We start from the raw sequence: 22,067 nt of genomic DNA on the forward strand, positions 1-22,067 counted from the left end.
CGCTAGCCTATCCGTACCGTGTCCGCTCCATCTATGAGCCGAAAGGCCTACATGGCACCGGAATATGCGCTCCCGCCGCCGTGGCGGCGCTACTGCGCGGTCGGTGACAGCGTGGTTCAGGAGCCCGGGGGGTTCGCCGAGCTGGTCCGGGACGCGCTGGCCCCGGACGCGTTCGTCAACCTGGGCGTGCGCAACCTGCGCGCGGCCGAGGTCCGCGACACGCAGCTCGCGGCGGCGCTGGCGTTCCGGCCCGACCTCGCGATGGTGGTGTGCGGGGCGAACGACGCGATGCGGCCCGGGTACGAGTCGCGCGCGGACGCGGTCGACGCGGCGCTCACCGACATCATCGGCGCCTTGCTGGGCACGGGCGCGACGGTGGTGACGGTCTCAGTGTTCGTCATGCGCGAATATCCGCAGATGCCGCCCTGGCTGGGCGCCGGCTTCGCGCGCCGGATGGGGCTGCTGGCCGCGCGCACGAACGCGCTGGCGGCCCGGCTCGGCACCGTGCACGCGGACCTGTCGCGGCACCCTTCGATCGCCGCCGGAGAGGTGCTCACGGGCCCGGACGGGCTGCACGGAAACGCGCTGAGTCATAGGATCGCGGCGGCGGCCGTGCTCGACCGCCTGGGCTTTCAGTGGGGGGATTCCGTCGATGCCGCTCGACCCGCAGGTGCAGGCCATGCGCGACGCCAAGGAGCGCGATGAGGTCGCCCCGCTCTACACGATGACCCTCGACGCCGCCCGCGCCGCGGACCTCGCCTCGATCCGGGCCGCCGGCGGCAGCCCCGAGCAGGTGCACGAGGTGACCGAGCACTGGCTGGACGACCCCCGGATCCCGATCCGGGTCTACCGCCCGAACGCCGCCCCCAACCTGCCGGTGCTGATGTACTTCTTCGGCGGCGGCTGGGTTCTCGGCACCATCGACACCGCCGACGCCATCGCGCGCAGCCTCGCCAACGCGGCCGGCTGCCTCGTCGCGGTGCCCGGCTACCGGCTCGCCCCCGAGCACCCGTTCCCGGCCGCGATCGAGGACTGCTGGGCCGCCACCGAGTGGGTGATCGCCAACGCGGCCGCCCTCGGCGCCGACCCGTCCCGCGTGGCCGTCGGCGGCGACAGCGCGGGCGGCAACCTCGCCGCGGGCATCACCCTCATGGCCCAGGAGGCGGGCGGCCCGGCGCTGACGGGACAGCTGCTGGTGTACCCGAACACCGACCAGACCGCCGACGACGAGTCGATGCGCACGATCGACGACCCGTACCTGTTCAACCATCACTCGGTGGCCTGGTACCGCTCGCACTACCTGCCCGACCTGGACGACGCGTACAACCCCCTCGCCTCGCCGCTGCAGGCCGAGAGCCTCGCCGGCCTGCCGCCCGCGCTGGTCATCACCGCCGAGTACGACCCGCTGCGCGACCAGGGCGAGCGCTACGCGGCACGGCTGTCGCAGGAGGGCGTGCCGGTCGCGGCGACCCGCTACGAGGGCATGATCCACGGGTTCTTCGCGATGGCCGGCTCGCTCGAGGCCGGCAAGGTCGCGCAGGCCCAGGCCGCGAAGCAGCTGCGGGTGTGGTTCGACGGGTGACCCGGGTCCCCGGCACGCTGCCCGAGGCGGTCCGGCTCTGCCGCCGGGCCGCGCCCCGGCTGACGTCGGCCGCGGTGGCGGTCCCGCTGGCGCAGTCCGTCCTGGTCGGCGCCCAGCTGCTGGTGCTGCAGCGCCTCGCCGGTGCGCTCCTCGCGGCGCCGCTGCGGCTCACCGCCGTCGCCGGGCCCGCGCTGCTCCTCGTGGCCACGCTCGCGGTCCTGGCCGTGCTCGACAACGTGTCGACGATCGTGCGGGAGCTGCTGACCGAGCGGGTCCGGCAGGACGCGGCGCGGCGCATCCACGCCGCGATCGGCGCGCTCGACCTCGTCGAGTTCGACCGGCCGGAGACCCACGACCGGGTGCTGCGCGCCTCGAGCACCGACTTCCGCCCGGCCCAGGTCGTGCGGGCCTTGACGACGCTGGCCACGATGACGCTGCGCGGGCTCGTGCTGGCCGGGTTCGTCGTCTCGCTCGTGCCCCTGCTGGTGCCGCTGCTGCTGGTGCCGGCCGTCCCGGTGCTGCTGGTGGCCCGGGCCCTGGCCGGCGAGCGCTACTCGATGGCCAACCGGCTGACCCCGCTGGAGCGGCGCCGGGTGTACTACCACCGCCTGCTCACCGCCCGCGAGCCCGCCGCCGAGGTGCGTTCGTTCGGCCTCGGCGCGCACCTCGCGGCGCGGTACGAGGAGCTGTCCCGGGCCCGGGAGACGGAGCTGCGCACGCTGCTGCGGCGGCAGTTCCGGCGGATGCTGCTCGGCCAGGCCGCGTTCGCGGTCGCGGTGCTCGCCGTGCTCGGGCTCCTGGGGTGGCTGTTCGCGTCGGGCCGGGCCCCGGCGGCGGCCCTGATCGCGGCGGCGATCGGGGTGGCCCAGATCGCCGCCCTGCTCGGCGGCCTCGGGTACCCCGTGGGCGAGCTGGCCGAGGCGGCCCTGTTCCTGGGCGACCAGCAGGCGCTCGTCGCTCCCCCGCCGCACCCGGGCTCCGGACCGGTCGCGGCCCTGTCCAGCCTGGCCTTCGACGCGGTGTCGTTCTCGTACCCGACCGGGTCGCGGCCCGCCGTCGACGGGGTGAGCCTGACCGTCGGGCACGGTCGGATCGTGGCGTTCGTCGGGGCCAACGGCTCGGGCAAGACCACCCTGGCCAAGCTGGCGGCGACGCTGTTCGACCCGTCCTCGGGGGCCGTGCGGTGGAACGGGACGGACGTGCGGGAGCTGGACCGCGACGTCCTGCGGGCCCGGATCGGGGTGGTGTTCCAGGACTTCCAGACGTACAGCGACACCATCGCCGGCAACGTCGCGCCGCTGCCCGGGGCGGACCCGGCGCGGGTCGGCGCGGCCCTGCGCGCCGCCGGCTTCCGGCCCGGCGAGGTGGACCCCGGGGCGCTGATCGGCCCGGAGCACGAGGGCGGCACGGCGCTGTCCGGCGGCCAGGAGCAGCGGGTGGCTGTCGCGCGGGCGCTGTACCGCGCGCCGGACCTGCTGATCCTCGACGAGCCGGCGTCGTCGCTGGACGCGCGGGCCGAGCACGGCCTCCTGGCCCACCTGCGCGCGGCCGGCGGCACGACGATCCTCATCTCGCACCGCCTGGCCAACGTCGCCGAGGCCGACCACATCTACGTCCTGGACGGCGGCCGCGTCATCGAGCACGGCCGCCACCCGGAGCTGATGGCGGCCGGCGGGGTCTACCACGAGCTGTTCACCCTGCAGGCCGCCCTCTACACCGACGGCGGCTTCTCGTTCGGCCCTACGTCATAGACCGGTGATGGCCGGCGCCGCGAAGACCAGGACGGCCACGGCGACGGCGATCTGGAGTACGCCGACGTCCGATCGCCGCCGGAACGCCCCGGCGAGGGCGATCGCCGCCATCACCAGACCCCAGCCGGCGAGGACGGCCAATTGTGTGTGAATCCGGGTTATCGCGAGGAACAGCGCCCCGGCCAGCAGTGCGTCGGCGAGGAGCACCACCCCGATGGCTCGTGCGTGCATACCCCTGACGGTAGGGGCCGGGCGGCCGGGTGCCATCCGTACACATACTCAGTTCGGCGTGTGTACTTGGCGCAGCGCCGGGTAGCGGACCGCTCATGACGATCACCACGCTCCAGGAAGTCGAGCCCCCGCGCATCCCCGACGGCGCGCACGTCATGACCATCGTCGTCGAGCACCCGCCGGGCTCACCCGGCACGCCCCCGCACCGCCATTCGGGCCCCGCCTTCGGCTACGTCCTGCAGGGCGAGATGGTCTTCGAGCTCGAGGGCGAGCCCCCGCGTATCCTGCACGAGGGCGAGGCCTTCTGGGAACCGGGCGGCGACGTGATCCACTACCAGGACGGCAACCACCGCACCGACATGCCGGTCCGCTTCACCGTGACGATGCTGTGCGAGCCCGGCCGGCCCATGCTCACCCTGGTCGACGAGGAGGAGCTGGCCCAGCGCGCGTACCGCCGCGGGCAGGTGCCGTCCCGGCCCTGAACCGAAGCGCGCCCGTTACCGCGGGAGCGGCGAGCCGGGAGCACCGTCCGTAGTTGTGGTCGCGTCGAGGTCCGGTCGATGTCGCGCCGATAGCGTCGGGCCGTGCGCGTCTCAGTGATCATTCCGAACTTCGACAAGGGCCGCTCGCTCGCGGCCTGTCTCGACGCGGTGTTCGCGCAGGCGCCGGCGCCGGACGAGGTCATCGTCGTCGACGACGCCAGCACCGACGGGTCGGCCGGGCTTGCCTCACGGTACGACATCCGGCTTCTGCGCAATGCGGTGAACCGCGGCGTCTCGCACGCGCGCAACCGGGGCGCCGCCGCGGCGACCGGGGACGTGCTCGTGTTCGTCGACTCCGACGTCGCCCTCGCCCCCGGTGCGCTGGCGAACGCGGTCGCGGAGCTCGAGCGGCACCCCTCCTGCGGGGTTGTGCAGGGCATCTACGCGGACCGGCCGATGTTCCCCGGGGGCGGGGCGGTCGCGGCCTACAAGACGCGCGCCGAGCACCATTGGCGGAGCCGGCGCGCGGGGGTCGTCGACGCGACGCTGTTCGCGCTGACCGCGGTGCGGCGCGAGGCGTGGGAGGCCGTCGGCGGCTTCGACGAGACGCTGCGCGACGCCGAGGACGTCGAGTGGGGCACCCGGCTGCCCGACGCGTGGGAGATCCGGATGAGCGCGGACGTGCTCGGCCACCACGACGACGCCGACCGATTGCGGCCGTACCTGCGCGAGGTGTTCCGGCGCGCCCGCACGTACGCCACGACCCTGACGGCCCGCCCGGTCCGCCGGCGCCGCGGGATCGACGTCGCCGCGGTCGCCACGATGACCTCGGCCGCGGCCGTGCTGCCCGGGGTGGCGCTGGCGGTGTGGCGGCCGTGGCTCGCGTTCGTGCCGGTCCTCGCCCTGCTGGGCTTCCTGGTGCTGGACCGCGCCGTGCTGCGCTACGGGCCGTCGTTCGTCGTCATCCGGTACCTCACCCACGTCGTCGAGTTCGCCGGCATGGCCCTCGGCTCGCGCCGCCTCCAGCAGGCCTTCGCGGCGCTGTTCGCGGTCGCGCTCGCGACCGGCCTGGTGCTGTTTCTCGGTGCGCAGGACTGGACCCCGGCCCGTGACCTGGCCGCGCACCTGGGCTCCGGGCGCGTCGCGGGCATCCTCGGCCTGGCCGCGCTGATCAACGCGGCCGGCCTGGTGCTCGGCCTGATCTCCTGGCGCGCGCTCTTCGCCGACCTGGGGGCCCGGGTCAGCGGCTGGACCTCGAGCCGCCTGTTCTTCGTGGGCTTCCTGACCAAGTTCCTGCCGGGCCGGTTCATCGCCCTGCCGGTACTGCTGCGCATGGGCCGCGAGGTCGACGTCGGCCCGGTGCGGCTGGCCGGGCTGTTCGCCCTGAGCTGGGGCGTGGTCGCGCTGACCGGCCTGACCGTGGGCATCGCCGCGGGGCCGGGCCTGGCCGGGGCGCGCTTCGGCTGGCTGCTGCTGGCGGCGCTGCCGGTGGTGGCCCTGCTGATCCGCCCGGCCCTGTTCAACTCGGCGCTGGCGCTCGCCCTGCGGGTGCTGCGCCGCCCGCCGCCCGCGGTGTCGGCGTCGGACCGCGGCATGCGGGGCGCCCTGGCCGCGCAGACGCTCTCGTGGGTCGTGTCGGGCCACCACCTGTGGCTGCTGGCCGTGGTCGCGGGCGCGCCGCCGGTCGCGTCGTACGCGGTGTGCATCGGCGGGTTCGCCGCCGGCGCGGTCGCGGGGGTGGTCGTGCTGGTGGCCCCCGACGGCCTCGGGGTGCGCGAGGCCGTGGTGATGGTCGGCCTGGTGACGGTGCTGCCGTTCTCGGTGGCCACGTCCGTGGTCCTGGCCAGCCGCCTGGTCTGCTCCCTGAGCGAGATGGCGGTCGGCGCCGGCGGGCTGCTGACCGCGGAACTGATGCACCGCCGCCGCCCCGCTCCCGTCGCGCTCGGAGGTCCCCGATGATGAACGCCCTGCTCGCCCGGCTGTCCCGCGTCCTGCGCGCCCCGGTCGAGCGCTACGTGCGCCCCAACCCGCGGCTCAACTCGATCGTGTGGGACCTGCAGTACAAGCTCGGCTTCTGGCGGTACCTGGACCGCCTCAGCGACGGCGAGATGCCCCTGGCGCTGGTGGAGACGTGGGCCCCGCGGCCGGCGATCCTCGACCTCGGCTGCGGCAGCAGCGCGAACATGCCGCTGCCGGCCGGCCGCTACCGCCACTACCACGGCGTCGACGTGAGCCGGGCGGCGATCGCGCAGGCCCGCCGCCTGGGCCGCCCGCACACGTCGTTCGAGGTCGCGGACATCCGCACGTTCACGACCGCCGAGCGCTACGACGCGATCCTGCTGCGCGAGGTGCTCTACTACCTGACCCCGGGCGAGGCCCGCGACCTGCTCCTGCGCCTGCCGGGCCTGCTCGGCCCGCGCGGCCGGATCGTGGTGCAGATCCACTCGGTCGAGCAGGCCCGCGACGTGGTCGAGCTCGTGCGCGGCTGCGGCGTGCCGATCGACCGCGAGGTCCCGGCCCGCCTCGGCGACGGCCCGTCGGGCGCGTTCCTGGTGCTGCGGGCCCCCGCGGTCGCGGCCTGACGGGCGTCTAGGACGGGGCCTGGAGGAAGGGCCGCACCTCGATCTTGCGGTTGCAGGCCTTCGACCCCTCGGCGGCGAGCTTCAGCGCCACGTCGAGGTCGGGGGCCTCGATGATCCAGAAGCCGGCGAGGTACTCCTTCGACTCCACGAAGGGCCCGTCGGTGAAGATCGGCTCCCCGCCCCGGCTGTCGACGACGGTGGCGGGGTCCGGCGCGCCGAGGCCGCCGGCGAACACCCAGTGGCCCTCCGCCTTGAGCCGGTCGTTGAACACGTCGATCGCCGCGGCCTCGTCGTCGGTGGCGAGGCCGGCTGTTTCGTCGATCACGGACACCAGGTACTGCATATCGGATCGTCTCCCGTGGTTCGGACCGCCCCGGGCGGGCGGCCGCTCGCCCCGGCTACGAACGCGGCGGCCCGGATCCGACACCACCCTACGCGGGAATTCGGCCGTTCCACCACGGGCGCACGCCCACCGGCTCGCTGCGCAGCAGGCGGCGGTGCAGGTCCTGCAGCTGGTGGCCGGGCTCCACGCCGAGCCGGTCGGCCAGCGTCACGCGCGCGTCCTGGAAGGCGGTGAGCGCCTCCGCGCGCCGCGACGACTGGCCCAGCGCCACCAGCAGCAGCTCCCACAGCCGTTCCCGCATCGGCTGCTCGGCCAGCATCCAGCGCAGCTCCGACACCAGGTTCTCGTCGTCGCCCAGCAGCAGGCGGACGCCGGCGATCTCCTCGAGCACGTCCTGGTGCAGCTCCACCAGCCGGGTCCGCTCGGCCTCGGCCAGCGGGCCCGTGGCCTCGTGCAGGGGCGGGCCGATCCAGCGCGCCGCCGCGGCCTGGAACAGGGCGAGGGCGTCGGGCAGGCGGCCGACCGCGCGGGCCGCGCGGGCGCGGCGGATGCCCTGCTCGAAGAGGTTCACGTCGACGGCGGTGGGCGGCAGGACGAGGGTGTACCCGGGCCGCGTCGAGCACAGCACCGTGGCCCGCGACGGCTTCTCCCGCACCGGCTCCAGGGCCCGGCGCAGGCGGCCGATGTACGTGTGGACCATGTTCTCCACGGACGTGGGCCGCCGCGGGCCCCAGACGGCGTCGACGATCTGCGCCACCGACAGCACCAGGCCGGAGCGCAGGGCCAGCACGGCCAGCACCTCCCGCTGCCGCGGCGTGCCCAGGTAGAGCGCGGCCGGGCCGCGCCGGGCCCGGACCGGGCCTAACAAGCAGACCGAGAGTTCATGTTCGGACACGGGGCCTCACTTCCGGGGTCGCGAAGGTCAGCCCCCGGGCGAGCAGGCGCGGGAGCGCTTGGGCGAGCGCGGCGACGGTCTGGGACCGGTCCCCGCCCCCGTCGTGGCAGAGCATGATGCGCCCCGGGCGGGTGCGGGACAGCACCCGCGCGATGTGCCCGGTGCCGGGGCGGCGCCAGTCGCTGGGGTTGACGGCCCAGTCGACGGGGGTGAGGCCGTGCCGGGCCGCGGCCCGCAGGACCGCCGGCGACCAGTTCCCCGAGGGGGCGCGGAACACCTCCGGCAGCACCCCTGTGGCCTTCTGGATCGCCTCCTGGGTACCGCCGACCTCCGCCTCGAGCCCGGCGGCGCCGAGCGCGGCGAACGGGTGCGGGTGCGTCATCGAGTGGTTGCCGAGCAGGTGCCCCGCCCCGGCGATGCGGCGCGCGAGGTCGGGACGCTCCCGCACCCGGTCGCCGATGAGGAAGAACGTGGCCCGGATGTCGTGGCGGGCCAGGAGGTCCAGCAGCGGCGGGGTCCACTCGGGGTGGGGCCCGTCGTCGACGGTGAGCGCGACCGCACGCCCCTCGACGCCGAAGACCGGGCCGACACGCGGCCGGAGGACCCCCAGGGCCCGCACGGCGAACCACGCGTAGTGCAGCACCAGCGCGGGCCTCATGCCGGCTCCGCGAACGGCGAGGGCCGCAGCGCTCCGGTCAGGGCCCCGGCCAGCACGGCCCAGGACACCAGCAGGTGTACCGCGAAGAAGAACACCGCGAACCCGGGCCCCCGGTGCCGCAGCACGAAGCGCAGCAGCCCCGGATCGGCCCCGGCGAACCCGAGGAACGCCACCGCCGGCGCCCACCACCACAGCGCGCCCAGCGGCAGGGCCAGCGCGGTCAGGGCGGCGAAGCCCACCGTGGCCACCGAGTTCGCCCGGATGCCGGCCGGACCGCGCTCGTGCGCGGCCACCGGCAGGAGCAGCTGCGAGCGGCGGAACTGCTTGCGCAGCAGGGCGAAGAGGCGGCTGTCGTCGTCGTGGCGGCAGACCATCGCGGGGCTGAGCACGATCCCGAGCCGGGCCGGCATCCGGTCGCCGACCTCCACGTCCTCGGATGCGCGCAGCCGCTCGTCGAAGCCGCCGACCTCGTCGAAGACCGAGCGGCGGATCGCGCACACCGCGAACAGCGTCGTGCGGACCCGCCCGGCGTGCTTGCGCCGCCAGTAGTGCCCGTGCAGGAGCCGGTAGGCCTCGACCGGCCCGTCGTCGAACAGCGGGCGCAGCGAGTAGATGCCGTGCACGCAGGCGACGTCGGGCTCGTCGCGCAGGATGCGCAGCGCGACGGCGAGCGCGTCGGGCTCGGGGGCGCAGTCGGCGTCGAGGAAGAACAGGATGTCGCCGCGGCTGGCCCGGATGCCGGCGTTGCGCGCGGCGGCCGGGCCGCGGTTCTCGGGCTGCTCGATGACGGTGGCGCCGAAGGCCCGGGCGATCTCGCGGGTGCCGTCGGTGCTGGCGTCGTCGACGACGATCACCTCGGCGACCGGCTCCCGCTGGGCGCGGACGGCGGCGAGGCAGGCCCCGAGTGTCTGCGCGCTGTCGAAGGCCGGGACGATGACCGACACGTCCGGTCGCATGATCGGAAGCTCCTTTTAAATTAATAGACATTCACGCTCGTGGCTTCGGCGCCGCAAGCAAAATATCGGCTCCGTCGCGGGCCGGGCAAGCGTTGCGGTGGGTAGTCCAGACCGTGTACAGGGTCGATTCAGGAACGATTCCGATCCCGTCGAGGTGCCGTCAGTACGTTCGCCGCATGTCCAACCTGATAGGTCTGCGGGAGTGTGAGCGGCTCACCGTCCGCGAGACGCACGAGCTCTACCGCCGCTACGTGAACGCCAGCCAGGTGAGCCTGATGACGTCGTTCGGGTTCGGCCGCGAATTGGTCGACCGGGCCGAGGGCGCATACCTCGAGCAGCGCGACGGCCGCCGCATCCTCGACCTCACCGGGGGCGTCGGCGTGCTCAACCACGGGCACAACCACCCGCGCATTCTCGCGGCCCGGCGGCACTTCGCCGAACAGCGGCGCATGGAGGTGCACAAGACGTACTTCTCGCCGTATCTGGCCGCGCTCGGGCACAACCTCGCCCAGCTCCTGCCCGGGGACCTGAACATGTCCTTTCTGCCGAACTCCGGGGCGGAGGCGGTGGAAGGCGCGGTGAAGCTGGCGTACAAATACCACGGCGGGCGGCGCGGCACCATCCTGCGCGCGGATCTCGGATTTCACGGAAAACTCCTCGGCTCCGGCGGGCTCACCGGGCAGCCGCACTTCGATTTTCCGACAATCCCGGGAATCGCGACATTCACCTACGGCGACATCGATTCGGTCCGCGCCGCGATTGCCGGGCACGCCGGCGACGTCTACGCGCTCATCGTCGAACCGTTCAGCGCCTCCACGGTGTCGTGGTGCGGCGAGGAGTTCCTGCGCGAGGTGCGCCGGTTGTGCACCGAGCACGACATCGTCCTGATCTTCGACGAGATCTATACCGGCTGGGGAAAAACCGGCGAACTGTTCTATTTCATGCGGTACGACGGACTGATCCCGGACGTGCTGACCACCTCGAAGGCGTTCGGCGGCGGCAAGTCCTCGATCTCCGCGTTCGTCGCCCGCGAGAAGGTGTTCCGGCGCGCCTACGACAACCTCGGCGACGCCCTGCTGCAGTCGACCAGCACGACGTACTACGGCTTCGGCGAGGAGTGCGCGACCGCGATCGAGGCGATAAGCATCGTGGTCGAGGACGACTACCCGGCCCGGGCCCGGGCGATCGAGCGGGTCCTGGAGCCCGCGCTGCAGCGGCTGGCCAAGCAGTACCCCGATGCGGTGAGCCACGTGGCCGGCGCGGGCGCGCTGTGGGGCGTGTTCATCGACGGCGGCCCGGCGTTGCTGGACCTCGTGGCCCGCCTCGCGCCCGGCGGCATGGGCAAGGACCCCCGGTTCAAGACCAAGCTCGTCACGTGCGCGGTGATCAACGCGCTGTACCGCGACCACGACATCTTCACCTACTACACCCTCAACGGCCGCAACCCGCTCGTCATCGGCCCGTCGCTGGTCACCGACCTCGACGACGTCCAGCGCGGCGCCGACGCCCTCGGCGAGGTGCTCGGCCAGGGGCTGACCCGGCTGGTGACGCGGTTCGTCGCGCAGAAGGCCGGGAACCTGTGGTGATCACCGTGACCGGCGCCGCCGGCATGCTCGGGTCCCGGCTCGTGGAGCGCCTGCGCGCCGACGGGCACGACGTGCGCGGCGTCGACATCCGGCCCGCCCCGACCGTCACGCTCCTCGGCGACGTGCGCGACCCGGCCGCCATGGCCGCCGCGGCCACCGGCGCCGGCGCGCTGGTGCACTGCGCCGCGGCCCTGCCCAGCTACCCGGCCGACGAGATCCGCTCGATCATCGTCGGCGGCACCACCACCGTGCTGGGGGCCGCCGCCGGGGCGGGCGTGCCGCGGGTCGTGCACGTCTCCTCGACCGCCGTCTACGGGCTGCCGGCGGTCGTGCCGACGCCGGAGGAGTACCCGCGCCGCCCCGTCGACACGTACAGCCGGGCCAAGGCCGCCGCCGAGGAGGTCGCCGAGCGCCACCGCGCCGACGGCACGTGCCTCACGATCCTGCGCCCCAAGACGTTCCTCGGGCCGGGCCGCATGGGCCTGTTCGCGATGCTCTTCGAGTGGGCCGAGGAGGGGCGCAACTTCCCGGTCCTGGGCCGCGGCGACGTGCGCATCCAGATGTTCGCCGTCGAGGACCTCGTCGACGCGGTGGTGACCGTGCTCGGCGCCGGGCCGGACGTCGCGAACGACACCTACAACCTCGCCGCCGCCGAGTTCGGCACGCTGCGCGAGGACTTCCAGGCGGTGCTCGACGCGGCCGGGCACGGCAAGCGGGTCGTGTCCGTCCCGGCGCGGCCGGCGCTGCTCGCCCTGCGGGCGCTGGAGACCCTGAAACTCTCCCCGGTGTACGGTCGCCTGCTGCACAAGCTCAGGGCCGACTCGTACGTCAGCGTCGACAAGGCCCGGCGGCGCCTCGGCTTCGCGCCCCGCCGGTCGAACCGCGACGCCATCCTCGCCACCTACGCCTGGTGGCGTGGCCGCACCCCGGAGACGGGCACGGGCACGGGCCGGACGAGCCGCGAGCCGTGGCGGCAGGGCGCCCTGTCCGCCGCGAAGATCTTCTTCTAGGCCGGGGGACCGCGATGTCCGCGGAAAGCGTCGCCGAGCTCCCCGCCGCCCCGGCGCTCGCCTGGCAGCTGGTGCGGCTGGCCCGGCCGCGCCAATGGGCCAAGAACCTGCTGGCCGTCCCGCTCGCCCTGCTCGACGCCGGCCCGACCTGGGCCGGGGCGGCCCGGGCCGGCTGGGCCGTCGCCGTGTTCACGTGCGCCGCCGTGCTCGTCTACGTCGGCAACGACATCAGCGACCGCCACGCCGACCGGCTGCACCCGGCCAAGCGGCACCGGCCGATCGCCGCCGGGCGGGTGTCGGTGCCGGTCGCGGCCGGGTTCGGGGCTCTGGTCGCGGTAGTGCTGGCCGGTCTGCTGCTGCTCGGCCCGCCCGTGCCGCCGTGGCCGGTCGCGGCGTACCTGCTCGTCAACGTCGCCTACAGCCGGTGGCTCAAGCACACCGCGCCGCTGGACATCTGCGTGGTGGCGTCCGGGTTCGTCCTGCGGGTGTTGTACGGCTACGGCGCGGTCGCCGCCCCCGTGTCCCTGCCCCTGCTCAGCGCGGTGTTCACCGGCTGCCTGGTGCTCGTGCTCGGCAAGCGCCGCCACGAGCTCGGCACCGCCGGGCCTGCGCACCGCCCGGCCCTGGCCGGGTACACGCTGCCGCTCACCGACCAGCTGCTCGGGCTCAACCTCGCGCTCACCGCCGGCGCCTTCCTGCTGTACCTCGCCACCGACGCGCCCGTCGACCCGCACCGCCCCGCGGTCCTCGTCGTCGCCGCGCCCGCCGGGCTCTTCGCGGCGTTCCGCTACCTGCAGGCGATCCACGTCCACCGGGCCGGCGGCGACCCGGTCCGGGCGATCCTGCACGACCGGCTCATCGTGGCCAGCGCCGCGGTCGTCGGCCTCGTGCTGGCCGCCGCCATCGCCGCCCACCACCACCCGACCCTGCTGACCTGGATGGGACCATGACCCTCGACCACCCGCTGGTTTCCGTCATCGTGCCGAACTACAACTACGCGGGCGCCCTGCCGCTCTGCCTGCAGGCGCTGCGCGAGCAGACGTACCCCAACCTCGAGGTCATCGTCGTCGACGACTGCTCCACCGACGACTCGCCCGAGGTCGCGGCCGGGTTCGGCTTCCGCGTGCTGCGCACCCCGCGCAACGGCGGGCCGGCGGCCGCGCGCAACCTCGGCGCCGAGCACGCGAACGGCGAGATCCTGTTCTTCGTCGACTCCGACGTGGCCGCCAAGCCCGACGCGGTCGCCAACGCCGTCGAGCTGCTGCGCTCCGACCCGGCGATCGGCGCGGTGTGCGGCAACTACGACCCGGTGCCGCTGATCCGCGACAGCCTGCTGGAGGAGTACCGCTGCCTGCAGCAGTCGTACTGGCTGATCGCCGACGAGGGCCGCATCGCCACCCTGTACACGGCGCTGCTGGCGATCCCGGTCGCCGTGTTCCGCGAGATCGGGCCGTTCAACCCGCGGCTGCGCGAGACCGAGAACGCCGACTACGGGCGGCGGCTGGCCCAGCGGTACGAGATCTGGCTCTCCCCCCGGGTCCGGGGCGTGCACGACCACGACCACGACCTCGGGGTGCTGGTGCGCAAGGTCTTCGTGCGCACCGCCCTGCACATCCCGATGTTCATCCGCAGACCCACGTTCCCCGGCGGCATCACCAGCGGCCCGCGCGCCTGGGTCAGCATCGCCGCGCCGCTGGCCCTGCTGGCGATCGCGCTGCCGGTGCTGCTCGGCCCGGTGCTGTGGCTCGTGCCCCTGGCGCTGCTCGGGCTGTTCGTCGCCGGGGACCTGCCGATGCACCGGTTCGTGGCGCGCTTGCGATCGCCGTTGTTCCTGCTGTACTTCGTGACGATGCACTTCCTGCTGAACCTCGTGATCGCGGCGGCGGCGCTCTGCGGCGTGCTCGCCTGGCTCTGGTCGGGCCGGTTCCGCAACCTCTACGAGGTGCCGGAGATGGCCCGATGAACCTGCCCCTCGTCTCGGTCATCGTGCCCAACTACAACTACGCCGAGTCCCTCGACCTGTGCCTGCGCTCGGTGCTCGACCAGACGTACCCCCACCTCGAGGTGCTCGTCGTCGACGACTGCTCCACCGACGACTCCGTCGCCGTCGCCGAGGGCCTCGGCGTGCGGGTGCTCAGCACCGGCGCCAACGGCGGCTGCGGCAACGCCCGCAACGTCGGCGTCGCCGCGACCACGGGCTCCGTGCTGTACTTCGTGGACTCCGACGTCAGCCTCGCCCCCGACGCCGTCGCCACCGCCGTGCGCATCCTCGGCTCCGACCCGGCGATCGGCTGCGTCTGCGGCATCGAGGACCCGGAGCCGCTGCTGCACGACACCATCACGGCGCGCTACCGCGGGCTGCAGTACCACTACTGGTCGGTCACCGCCGAGGGCGACATCACGTTCCTCTTCCCGGCCCTGTGCGCGCTGCGCCGCGACGTCTTCGACGACGTCGGCCCGTTCAACCCGGAGCTGCGCCAGACCGAGGAGGTCGACTACGGCTACCGGCTCACCCGCCGCTGGCGGATGGTGCTCACGCGCGAGGTCCGCGGCCGCCACGACCACGACCACGCGCTGCGGGGCCTGCTGCGCAAGCTCTTCCACCGCGGCCGGCTACGGGTGCCGCTCTACCTGCGCGCCCGGCGCTTCGCGTCGGGCTTCGAGACGCAGTCGCGCGCGTGGGGCAGCCTCGCCGCGGCCGCGTCCCTGGCGACCCTGCCGCTGGGCCTCGCGCATTCGCTGCTCCTGGTCGTGCCGGCCGCGTTCCTGCTGCTCTCGCTGGCCTGCGACGCCGGCATGTACGCGTTCGTGCTGCGCCGCAACGGCCCGGCGTTCCTCGGGCTCTTCACGGCCGTGCATTTCGTCGTCAACGTCACCATCACCGCGGGGGTCGCGGCCGGGGCCGTGCAGTGGCTCGGCTCGCGGGCCTTCCGCCGCCTCTACGACCGCACCTTCCCGGCCGGGGCCGCGGCGTGACCGGTCGCTGGCTGTACCGGACCCTGGTCGCCCTGGCCGCCGCGTGGCTCGCGTTCGTGGTCGCCCAGCTGGTCCTCAGTGGACAGTGGTGGCTGTGGCTCGTCCCCGACATCGTCCCGCCGCTGGTGTTCACCGCCGTCCCGGTCGTGCTCGCGGCCGGGGCGGCGGCCGTGCCCCGGTCCCGCCGCCCGGTCGCCCTGCTGTGCCTGGCCGCGCTGCTGCTGGGCTACTCGCTGTCGGGGTGGAACGCCGGTGCACTGTGGACGTCGCCGGAGCCGGCGCCGGCCGGGGCCCTGCGCGTGTTCAGCTGGAACACCGAGTACTGGGACAGCGACGGCGGCCCGTTCTACCCCTTCCTGCAGGCCCGCCAGGCCGACGTCTACCTGCTGCAGGAGTACCTCAACGACGGCGACATCCCCACCCCGGTGCACGACCTGGACCGCCTGCAGGCGGCGTTCCCGGGCTACCACATCGCGATCGCCGGCGAGCTCGTGACGGTCTCGCGCCTGCCGATCCTGCGGGCGTACCCGCTGCCGGCCGACGTGCCCATCACGGACACGGGCTGGGTGGCCGAGTTCGTGCGCGACAAGGTCCTGCGCACCGACCTCGACCTGGGCGGCGGCCGGGCGCTCTCGGTGTACAACCTGCACCTGCCGGTCCAGGTGTCGCCGGGCCTGAGCGTGTTCGGCGGCGCCTTCTGGCGCACGGTGCGCGACCAGCACGCCCAGCGCGAGCCGCAGTGGCGCGCCCTGGCGTCCGACGTGGACGCGAACCGCAACCCGATCCTGGTGGCCGGCGACTTCAACACGTCCCCGGCCATGGGCGACCTGCGCAAGGTCCCGGCCCGCCTCCACGACGCGGGCGCGCTGCTGCCGTCGCTGTACCCGGCCTCGTGGCGCGACCGCGACGGCCTGCCGCGCTGGTGGCGCCTGGACTGGGCGTACACGACGGCGGACGTGCGCGTCCACTCGTACGAGTTCGGCCGCACCGACGGCCAGTCCGACCACAGCTTCCAGCTGCTACGGCTCTCCGTCCCCTAGCTCGAGCCGGTGCCCCCGCCACAGGGCCGCGCGGCGGTCGTCCCCCAGCCTTCGGAAGCGCTCCTCGGCCTCCCCGAACGCCCGCCGCGCCGCCTCCCCGTCCCCGCGCCGATCCGCGACCACGCCCAGCGACGCGACCGCCGACGCCACGCCGGACTCGACGCGCAGCTCGCGGAACAGCTCCAGCATGGCGCCGAACTCGTCCTCGGCCCGGTCGTACTCCCCGGCGGCGACGGCGACCCAGCCGGAGTCCTGATGGCAGTACCCGAGCAGGTACCGGTCCCCGATCTCGCGCGCGAGCGCCTTGGCCTGCGCGGCCAGCTCCCGCGCCGCCTCGAGCTCGCCCGCGGCCCGGTAGGCGTAGGCCAGCGACGCCAGCACCCACCCCCGCCGCGAGTCCCTGACCTCGTCGGGCAGCCGCTCGAGGGCGCGCCGCAGCAGCGGGAGGCTCTCCCCGGTCCGCCCGTCGTTGTTGTAGAGCACCGCGAGCGCCGAGCTGACCTCCACCTCCTCCTCGACCGGCCCGGCCGCGGCGAAGTACGCGAGCGCCCGCCGCAGCGCCGCCTCGGCCTCGTCGGACCGTTCGAGGTCCCGCAGCGCCTCCCCGAGCCGCCGCGCGCACTGGGCGACCTCGCGCGCATCCCCGGCGGCCTCGGCGAGCGCGAGCGCCTCCCGCGCGCCCAGGTGGGCCCGCTGCACCTGCCCGACGAACGTCCAGGAGTGCGAAACCCACCGCACCGCCCGCGCGAGCCCCGCCCCGCCCTCTTCCCGCCGGGCCTCGACGGCCGCCTGCCAGGCCGCGAGCCGATCGAACGGGTCGGCCAGACGATGCGCCACCCGGTCGGCCGCCGCTCGTACCTCACCGAGCAGCCCGGCCGCGACCCCTTCCCACAGCACCGCGGCCCCCACGTCGGTCTCGCGCGCGAGCAGCGCCCGGCGCACAACGTCCCGCCGCTCCCCGGCCGCCTCCACCATCTCGATGGCGAACAGCCGAAGCAGATCGTGCCGCCGATACCGATCGGGCGCGGGCGACTCCAGCAGGAACAGATCCGCGAGCCGCTCCAGCGCCGCCGAGGTCTCCCCCGCGGCCAGCCCGGCCCGGGCCGCCGCCGCGGCGAGCCCGAACTCCGGCCCCGGATGCGACCCGGCCCGCCGGAACACGACCTGCTCGACGCCGGACAGCCCGTCGTACGCCCCCCGGAACGCGGCCCGGACGGCCAGCTCCCCTTGCCGCAGCTCGTCGAGCCGCCCCCGCTCGTCGGCGAGCCGCCCGGCCAGCTGCCCCGGCGTCCAGCCCACCCGAGCGCGCAACCGCCCGCCCACGATCCGCACCGCGAGCGGCAACCCACCACAGGCCGCCACGAGCGCTGACGCCCCTTCGGGGTCCCCGGCCAGGCGCCCCGCCCCGACGACGTCGGCGAGCAGCTCCAGCCCGGCGTCGTCGTCGATCGCCCCGAGCCCGACGACCCGGGCCCCGGGCACCTCGACGAGCGGCACGCGGCTGGTGACAAGGGTCGCGCACCGCCCCCCGCCGGGGAGCAACGGCACGACCTGCGCGGCGTCGCGGGCATCATCGAGCACGACGAGCACCGCGCGGTCGGCCACAGCGGACCGGAACCGCGCCGCAAGCTCCTCCACCTGCCCGCGCCCCGCACCACCCACGCCCCGGTCCACGTGGTGCTCAACCGCCGCGGGCCCGAACGCTGCGGCCTCCTCCATCCGCCCATCGCCGGCCGGATGCCCCAGCGCCCCGAGGAACCGGGTGAGCACCGCCTCGGCCGGCACCGCCGCCCCGGCCCCGCCGAGCAGCGCCGCGTACAACTGCCCGTCGGGAAACCTCTCCCGCACGTCATGCGCGACCCGCAGCGCAAGCGCCGTCTTCCCGGTCCCGGGCGCTGCGGCGATCACAACGACGGCCGCCCCGGTAAGCATCTGCCCAACCTCACGAGCGATGTGGTCCCGCCCGAACAACGCCGGCGCCGCGGGCAGCTCGGCCGGCACCGGCAACGCATCGACGGACGCCTCCACCGGTGCGGCCGGGGCGTTCGCCAGGTGCTGCTGCCAGATCGCCAGACCGATCCCGATGAGCCCGAGCAGCCCGACGGCGGGCCAGGCCAGCCAGGCGACCGAGGCCAGCCCCCCGGGCAGCGACCCCCCGGTGGCCACGTTCACGGCGACGGCGAGCAGCACCGAGAACAGCCCGGACGTGACCGCGAGCAACACCCCGACCTGACCGCGCCGCACCCCGCGCCTCCCCCGCACCGCGCCGACCACCGAGGCCCCAGCCTATCGACCGCAACCCATGCCGGTCCGCCACCGCCGGGACCACCGGGCCCCCTTCACCGGCACGCCGGGATTGCCCACGGGCCCGCGGTGCCCACCAACGAACGCGGCGGCGTAGCGAGCCGCCGAGAGGGCACCACGGCCGACCCGCGACGGCGCCCACCCCGGCACGGCAAGGTCCGCCGCGGTCAGCCCGGGGCCGAACCCGACCGGCGCGGCGGCGGTGCCGTTGCCCGCGCCCTCGACGTGGCTGCCGTCTCAGCCCGTGGCTGGGCCCGGGCGGGGCGGCGGCGGTGTCGTTGCACGCGCTGTCGATGCGGCCACGGCCGTCAGCAGTAGCAAGGTCAGCAGCCAGGTCAGGGGCACGGCCGGGCCCGTCGGCCAGTGGGGCAGGGGCAGTGACGGCATGGGCTCGCCGAAGACCGGCAGGGCCCAGCCCGTCAGGCGCCACGCGATCAGGGCCGTGGCCAGGCCCGGCGGGGCGGAGGCGAGGACCAGGGCCGGGTAGGTCCACAGGGCCACCCGCGCGGCCGTGCGGCGCGGCAGGCCCTGGGCGCGCAGGGCGGCCAGGTCGGCGCGGCGCTCGCGGCGGTCCACGGCGATGACCAGGGCCAGGCCGCCCGCGGCCAGCAGCACGGCCAGGGCGCCGGCCAGCACGTGGAACCACAGGGACAGCGCCGGGCCCTGGGCGGCCAGCCGCGCCCGCGTGTCGGCGATGCGCGTGTCGTCCACGACGACGAGGCCCTGGGCGGCGAGGCGGGCGGCCGCGTCGGGCGGGGCGGCCGGGCCCAGCCAGACCTCTGGGTCGCGGGCGAGGCCGGAGTCGGTGGCGAGGCGCTCGGCGTACTCGAGGTCGACGATCGTGCCCTCGGTGCCCAGCCGCGGCACGGCGTCGAGGTGCGCGGCAACGGTCACCGGCACGTCGAGGCCGTCGAGGCCCGAGATCGCCGACGCCGGTCCGGTCGTGGCGACGGGCAGCGGCAGCGGGACCTCCGCGGGCTGCACCCACACCCCGTTGGGCAGGCCGTCGGGCGCGTCGACGCCGATGCGCAGGCCGTCGGGCGCGGCGGTGAGGGTCGCCGCGCTCGCGCGCCAGCGGCCCAGGTCGGCCAGCTGCGCGCCGGTCGCCGCGGTCCGGGGCGGGTTGATGGTGCGCACCGCGTTGAGTACCACGGTCAGCCGGGTCGCGGTCGCGGCCGGCTCCAGGTTCGTCAGGTGCACGCCCACGAGCCGGCAGCCGTCCGCGCAGTCGGCCACGCGCTGCTGGTAGGTGCCGGGGCCGTTGTGCACGGTGCCGAGGTCGACGTTGGCGCGCCCGCGCGGGCCGGCGAGCACGAGCTTCAGCCCGACCGGGTTGTCGGGGCGGGCGCCGGTGACCGTCGCGTCGACGGTGACGTCCTGGCCGGGGATGGTCAGGCCCACGTCGCGCACGGGCGGGCGCAGCCGGGTGGCGAGCGCGCCCGGGTCGGCGGCACCGTACGCGCCGAGCCAGGTCGACGCGGCCGCGAGCCGCGTCGTGTCGACGGCGAGCCGCGGCGCCTCGCCGGGCCGGCCCGCGGGCAGCTCGACGACGGCCATCGCGTAGGCGCCGGCCGGGTCGGCGGCCCGCACGGCCTGCAGCAGCTGCTCGCGGCCGACCGAGGCGACGGTGAGCACCCGGGGCGCGCCGGTGGAGATCTGCGCGGCGAGGTCGCGGTCGCGCGCGGCGAGGTCGGTGGCGGTGACCGCGTAGCCGAGCACGCCCACGGCCGTCACGAGCAGCAGGATGAGCCGCTGGGCCCCGGCCCGGCGGGACAGCTGGAAGGCGGCGAGCGCGGTGGTGAGCCGGCCCCGGCGCAGCGCCCGGGCGCCGGCCAGGCGGGCCAGCGGCGTGACGGCGCGCGCGGTGGCGAGGGCTAGGGCGAGGATCACCAGGGCGGGCGCGACGACCGCGACGCCGGTGAGCGAGCCGTCGGTGAGGAAGAGCTGGAGGGTCGCGGCGGCGGCGAGCACGGCGACGACGGCCTCGCCCGCGCGCACCCGCCAGCCGGCGGTCCGGCCGCGCAGGCGCCGCAGCAGCCCGGCGACCGGCGCGGTCAGGTGCCGGCGCTGGGCCACGAGCGCGGCCGCGATCGCGCCCAGAAGAGCGACCGGGGCGTACCGCAACGCGTCGACGGTGAAGACCGGTGCCCCCACGCCGGGGAAGCGCCAGGCGACGACCGCGGCGACGAGCAGCTGCCCGGCGACGCACCCGGCCAGCCCGCCGAGCACGATCGCGGCCAGCCCCTCGCCGAGGGTCAGCCACCACCGCGTCCACCAGCGGGTGCCGCGCAGCGCGACGACGGCGAGCTCGGGCCGGCGCCCGGTCGTGGCGTAGTCGGCGGCGATGAACAGCACCGCGTAGGCGAGCAGCAGCAGCGGGGCGGCGCCGGTCGGGACGCTGCGCCGGGCCAGCTCCTGGCTGGCGTCGATCCGGGTGAAGAGCCGCGGCAGCTCGGTGGTGACGACGAGCCCCTTGCCGAGCTGGGAGGCGCGGGCCTGCAGCTCGCCGAGGCGGCGGCGGGTCTCGGGCAGCCCGGCGGCGGTGAGCGCGCCCGGCCCGGCGGTCACGTCGATCGACACCGCGGTCGTGCCGTGGTCCATCCCGGCGATCGTCGCGGCCGAGGCGAAGACCGGCTCGCCGGGGCGTCCGGCGGTGTCGAGGTCGAAGTACCCGTGGCCGCCCCAGTAGGTCTCCGCCGGGTCCGCGGGCCGGTAGGTGCCGGCGACGGTGAGCCGGGCCGGGACGCCGTCGGCGATGTAGATCGGCTGGGAGTTGCTGCCGCCGAGCGCCGCGAACGTGAGCGTGATCGGGTCGCCGGGGCCGAGGTGCAGCCGCGCCGCGGTCTGCTCGCCGAGGACCACGTCGCCGGAGCCGGCCAGGCAGCGCCCGGCGACGATGGTCAGGTGGGCGCAGGCGTCCTGGCGGTAGGTCACCCGCGACGCCCGCGCCCGGTCGGGCTCGATGCCGACGGCCGGGAACTCGCCGCCGTACACCTGGCCGAACCCGGGCAGGTCGACGAGCCCGCCGGCGACGTCGGCGAAGTCGAACCCGTCGTCGTTGCGCGGGTTCACGGACGCGGTGACGCTCAGCGAGCGCTCCCGGGCCGCGGCCGTCTCCACCTGCCCGGCGACGATCGAGCGGTCCACCGCCTGCAGGTAGGCGGGCGCGGCGACGGCCGCCGCGACCGCGAACAGCGACAGCAGGGCGAGCACGACGGCCTGGCCGCGCCGGGCCCGCAGCATCGACAGCAGCAGCGAGATCATCGCGTCTTCCCTTCGGCGTCGCCGGCGGTGGCGACGCGCCAGACGAGGGCGAGCAGCAGCAGGACCACGGCACCGGTGGCGAGCAGGGTCAGCGGCGGCAGCGGTTCCGGCGGGGCGGGCGGGTGCCAGCCGTCGGCGAAGTACGGCAGCGGCGGCCCGGACGCGAATCGCGCCACGACCGCGGCGAGCAGCCCGGTCACGACCCCGGCCAGGACGACCGCGCCGGAGCCGGCCCGCCCCGCCGACGCCGCGGTGCGCGCCGGGAGCCCCTGCACGCGCAGGGCCCGCAGGTCGGCGCCGCGCTGCCGGCGCTCGGCGGCGACCGTCGTAAGGCTAACCTTCAGTCGGTGGTTGGTGACTGAAGTGATTCACTCGTGCACCCGAGGTGATCCAGTGGCGTCTGAGGA

At 75.1% G+C, this 22,067-nt stretch carries 20 protein-coding genes; 12 read left to right on the top strand and 8 right to left on the bottom strand.

Annotation, left to right across the window (positions count from 1 at the left end; all coding sequences use genetic code 11):
* The first annotated feature begins 33 nt into the window (after positions 1–33).
* Genes AB0B76_RS19495 through AB0B76_RS19505 form a run of 3 tightly spaced genes read left to right on the top strand, consistent with a single transcriptional unit; the run spans position 34 to position 3,333 of the window.
* Positions 34–705, top strand: coding sequence for a GDSL-type esterase/lipase family protein (locus AB0B76_RS19495; protein WP_360376691.1), 672 nt, complete (start codon positions 34–36; stop codon positions 703–705).
* Positions 653–1,582, top strand: a complete 930-nt coding sequence (locus AB0B76_RS19500; protein WP_360376693.1) for an alpha/beta hydrolase — start codon at positions 653–655, stop codon at positions 1,580–1,582. The genes AB0B76_RS19495 and AB0B76_RS19500 overlap by 53 nt, the downstream gene beginning before the upstream one ends.
* Positions 1,579–3,333, top strand: a complete 1,755-nt coding sequence (locus AB0B76_RS19505) for an ATP-binding cassette domain-containing protein (RefSeq protein ID WP_360376696.1) — start codon at positions 1,579–1,581, stop codon at positions 3,331–3,333. The genes AB0B76_RS19500 and AB0B76_RS19505 overlap by 4 nt, the downstream gene beginning before the upstream one ends.
* Here AB0B76_RS19505 and AB0B76_RS19510 read toward each other — a convergent pair.
* Positions 3,328–3,564 carry a hypothetical protein gene (locus AB0B76_RS19510; protein ID WP_360376699.1) on the bottom strand — a complete coding sequence of 79 codons (237 nt, stop codon included), beginning with the start codon at positions 3,562–3,564 and terminating at the stop codon, positions 3,328–3,330. The two genes, AB0B76_RS19505 and AB0B76_RS19510, sit on opposite strands and share 6 nt — an antisense overlap.
* Before the next feature lie 95 nt (positions 3,565–3,659).
* On the opposite strand from AB0B76_RS19510, the gene AB0B76_RS19515 reads away from it, so the two are divergent.
* The 3 genes from AB0B76_RS19515 (at position 3,660) to AB0B76_RS19525 (ending at position 6,628) form a co-directional block, all read left to right on the top strand.
* Positions 3,660–4,046 carry a cupin domain-containing protein gene (locus AB0B76_RS19515; protein WP_360376702.1) on the top strand — a complete coding sequence of 129 codons (387 nt, stop codon included), beginning with the start codon at positions 3,660–3,662 and terminating at the stop codon, positions 4,044–4,046.
* A 102-nt stretch (positions 4,047–4,148) separates the two neighbouring features.
* Positions 4,149–6,005, top strand: coding sequence for a glycosyltransferase (locus AB0B76_RS19520; RefSeq protein WP_360376704.1), 1,857 nt, complete (start codon positions 4,149–4,151; stop codon positions 6,003–6,005).
* Positions 6,002–6,628, top strand: coding sequence for a class I SAM-dependent methyltransferase (locus tag AB0B76_RS19525; protein ID WP_360376707.1), 627 nt, complete (start codon positions 6,002–6,004; stop codon positions 6,626–6,628). The genes AB0B76_RS19520 and AB0B76_RS19525 overlap by 4 nt, the downstream gene beginning before the upstream one ends.
* 7 nt (positions 6,629–6,635) lie before the next feature.
* Here AB0B76_RS19525 and AB0B76_RS19530 read toward each other — a convergent pair whose 3' ends face one another.
* The 4 genes from AB0B76_RS19530 to AB0B76_RS19545 form a co-directional block, all read right to left on the bottom strand.
* Positions 6,636–6,971, bottom strand: coding sequence for a YciI family protein (locus tag AB0B76_RS19530; protein WP_360376709.1), 336 nt, complete (start codon positions 6,969–6,971; stop codon positions 6,636–6,638).
* A gap of 88 nt (positions 6,972–7,059) precedes the next feature.
* Complete coding sequence (locus AB0B76_RS19535) at positions 7,060–7,866, bottom strand: BTAD domain-containing putative transcriptional regulator (protein ID WP_360376711.1); 807 nt, start codon at positions 7,864–7,866, stop codon at positions 7,060–7,062.
* On the bottom strand, positions 7,853–8,524 hold the full coding sequence (locus AB0B76_RS19540; protein WP_360376713.1) for a polysaccharide deacetylase family protein: 672 nt from the start codon (positions 8,522–8,524) through the stop codon (positions 7,853–7,855). Before AB0B76_RS19540 ends, AB0B76_RS19535 begins: the two co-directional genes overlap by 14 nt.
* A complete protein-coding gene (locus AB0B76_RS19545) occupies positions 8,521–9,480 on the bottom strand; it encodes a glycosyltransferase family 2 protein (RefSeq protein WP_360376716.1) in 960 nt (319 codons plus the stop codon). The genes AB0B76_RS19540 and AB0B76_RS19545 overlap by 4 nt, the downstream gene beginning before the upstream one ends.
* Positions 9,481–9,755: 275 nt before the next feature.
* Here AB0B76_RS19545 and AB0B76_RS19550 point away from each other — a divergent pair, with 275 nt between their 5' ends.
* From AB0B76_RS19550 to AB0B76_RS19575, 6 genes are read left to right on the top strand one after another with little or no spacing between them, the layout of a single operon-like run.
* Positions 9,756–11,066, top strand: coding sequence for an aminotransferase class III-fold pyridoxal phosphate-dependent enzyme (locus tag AB0B76_RS19550; RefSeq protein WP_360376781.1), 1,311 nt, complete (start codon positions 9,756–9,758; stop codon positions 11,064–11,066).
* Positions 11,060–12,076, top strand: coding sequence for an NAD-dependent epimerase/dehydratase family protein (locus AB0B76_RS19555; RefSeq protein ID WP_360376719.1), 1,017 nt, complete (start codon positions 11,060–11,062; stop codon positions 12,074–12,076). Before AB0B76_RS19550 ends, AB0B76_RS19555 begins: the two co-directional genes overlap by 7 nt.
* Before the next feature lie 14 nt (positions 12,077–12,090).
* The gene (locus AB0B76_RS19560; protein ID WP_360376722.1) at positions 12,091–13,026 is read left to right on the top strand and encodes a UbiA prenyltransferase family protein; all 936 of its coding nucleotides are present in this window, start codon (positions 12,091–12,093) and stop codon (positions 13,024–13,026) included.
* Positions 13,023–14,039 (top strand): glycosyltransferase family 2 protein, encoded by a 1,017-nt coding sequence (locus AB0B76_RS19565; protein ID WP_360376725.1) that lies wholly within the window; start codon positions 13,023–13,025, stop codon positions 14,037–14,039. The genes AB0B76_RS19560 and AB0B76_RS19565 overlap by 4 nt, the downstream gene beginning before the upstream one ends.
* Positions 14,036–15,052: a glycosyltransferase family 2 protein gene (locus AB0B76_RS19570; protein WP_360376727.1), complete on the top strand. Its 1,017-nt coding sequence runs from the start codon at positions 14,036–14,038 to the stop codon at positions 15,050–15,052. The genes AB0B76_RS19565 and AB0B76_RS19570 overlap by 4 nt, the downstream gene beginning before the upstream one ends.
* A complete protein-coding gene (locus tag AB0B76_RS19575) occupies positions 15,049–16,092 on the top strand; it encodes an endonuclease/exonuclease/phosphatase family protein (RefSeq protein ID WP_360376730.1) in 1,044 nt (347 codons plus the stop codon). Before AB0B76_RS19570 ends, AB0B76_RS19575 begins: the two co-directional genes overlap by 4 nt.
* Here AB0B76_RS19575 and AB0B76_RS19580 read toward each other — a convergent pair.
* The 3 genes from AB0B76_RS19580 to AB0B76_RS19590 all read right to left on the bottom strand — a co-directional run bounded on the left by AB0B76_RS19580 (position 16,072) and on the right by AB0B76_RS19590 (position 21,935).
* Positions 16,072–18,336 (bottom strand): NB-ARC domain-containing protein, encoded by a 2,265-nt coding sequence (locus tag AB0B76_RS19580; protein ID WP_360376732.1) that lies wholly within the window; start codon positions 18,334–18,336, stop codon positions 16,072–16,074. The genes AB0B76_RS19575 and AB0B76_RS19580 overlap by 21 nt on opposite strands.
* 297 nt (positions 18,337–18,633) lie before the next feature.
* A complete protein-coding gene (locus tag AB0B76_RS19585) occupies positions 18,634–21,660 on the bottom strand; it encodes an FtsX-like permease family protein (RefSeq protein WP_360376734.1) in 3,027 nt (1,008 codons plus the stop codon).
* A complete protein-coding gene (locus AB0B76_RS19590; protein ID WP_360376737.1) occupies positions 21,657–21,935 on the bottom strand; it encodes a hypothetical protein in 279 nt (92 codons plus the stop codon). Before AB0B76_RS19590 ends, AB0B76_RS19585 begins: the two co-directional genes overlap by 4 nt.
* Positions 21,936–22,067 lie beyond the last annotated feature (132 nt).

Source organism: Dactylosporangium sp. NPDC049140 (assembly GCF_040648435.1).

Excerpts from the sequence above, each read along its gene's own strand:
- AB0B76_RS19500 (WP_360376693.1), top strand. The coding sequence starts at position 653 with ATGCCGCTCGACCCGCAGGTGCAGGCCATGCGCGACGCCAAGGAGCGC.
- AB0B76_RS19495 (WP_360376691.1), top strand. The coding sequence starts at position 34 with ATGAGCCGAAAGGCCTACATGGCACCGGAATATGCGCTCCCGCCGCCG.
- AB0B76_RS19550 (WP_360376781.1), top strand. The coding sequence starts at position 9,756 with ATGACGTCGTTCGGGTTCGGCCGCGAATTGGTCGACCGGGCCGAGGGC.
- AB0B76_RS19530 (WP_360376709.1), bottom strand. The coding sequence starts at position 6,971 with ATGCAGTACCTGGTGTCCGTGATCGACGAAACAGCCGGCCTCGCCACC.
- AB0B76_RS19525 (WP_360376707.1), top strand. The coding sequence starts at position 6,002 with ATGATGAACGCCCTGCTCGCCCGGCTGTCCCGCGTCCTGCGCGCCCCG.
- AB0B76_RS19545 (WP_360376716.1), bottom strand. The coding sequence starts at position 9,480 with ATGCGACCGGACGTGTCGGTCATCGTCCCGGCCTTCGACAGCGCGCAG.
- AB0B76_RS19565 (WP_360376725.1), top strand. The coding sequence starts at position 13,023 with ATGACCCTCGACCACCCGCTGGTTTCCGTCATCGTGCCGAACTACAAC.
- AB0B76_RS19560 (WP_360376722.1), top strand. The coding sequence starts at position 12,091 with ATGTCCGCGGAAAGCGTCGCCGAGCTCCCCGCCGCCCCGGCGCTCGCC.
- AB0B76_RS19510 (WP_360376699.1), bottom strand. The coding sequence starts at position 3,564 with ATGCACGCACGAGCCATCGGGGTGGTGCTCCTCGCCGACGCACTGCTG.
- AB0B76_RS19540 (WP_360376713.1), bottom strand. The coding sequence starts at position 8,524 with ATGAGGCCCGCGCTGGTGCTGCACTACGCGTGGTTCGCCGTGCGGGCC.
- AB0B76_RS19570 (WP_360376727.1), top strand. The coding sequence starts at position 14,036 with ATGAACCTGCCCCTCGTCTCGGTCATCGTGCCCAACTACAACTACGCC.
- AB0B76_RS19585 (WP_360376734.1), bottom strand. The coding sequence starts at position 21,660 with ATGATCTCGCTGCTGCTGTCGATGCTGCGGGCCCGGCGCGGCCAGGCC.
- AB0B76_RS19515 (WP_360376702.1), top strand. The coding sequence starts at position 3,660 with ATGACGATCACCACGCTCCAGGAAGTCGAGCCCCCGCGCATCCCCGAC.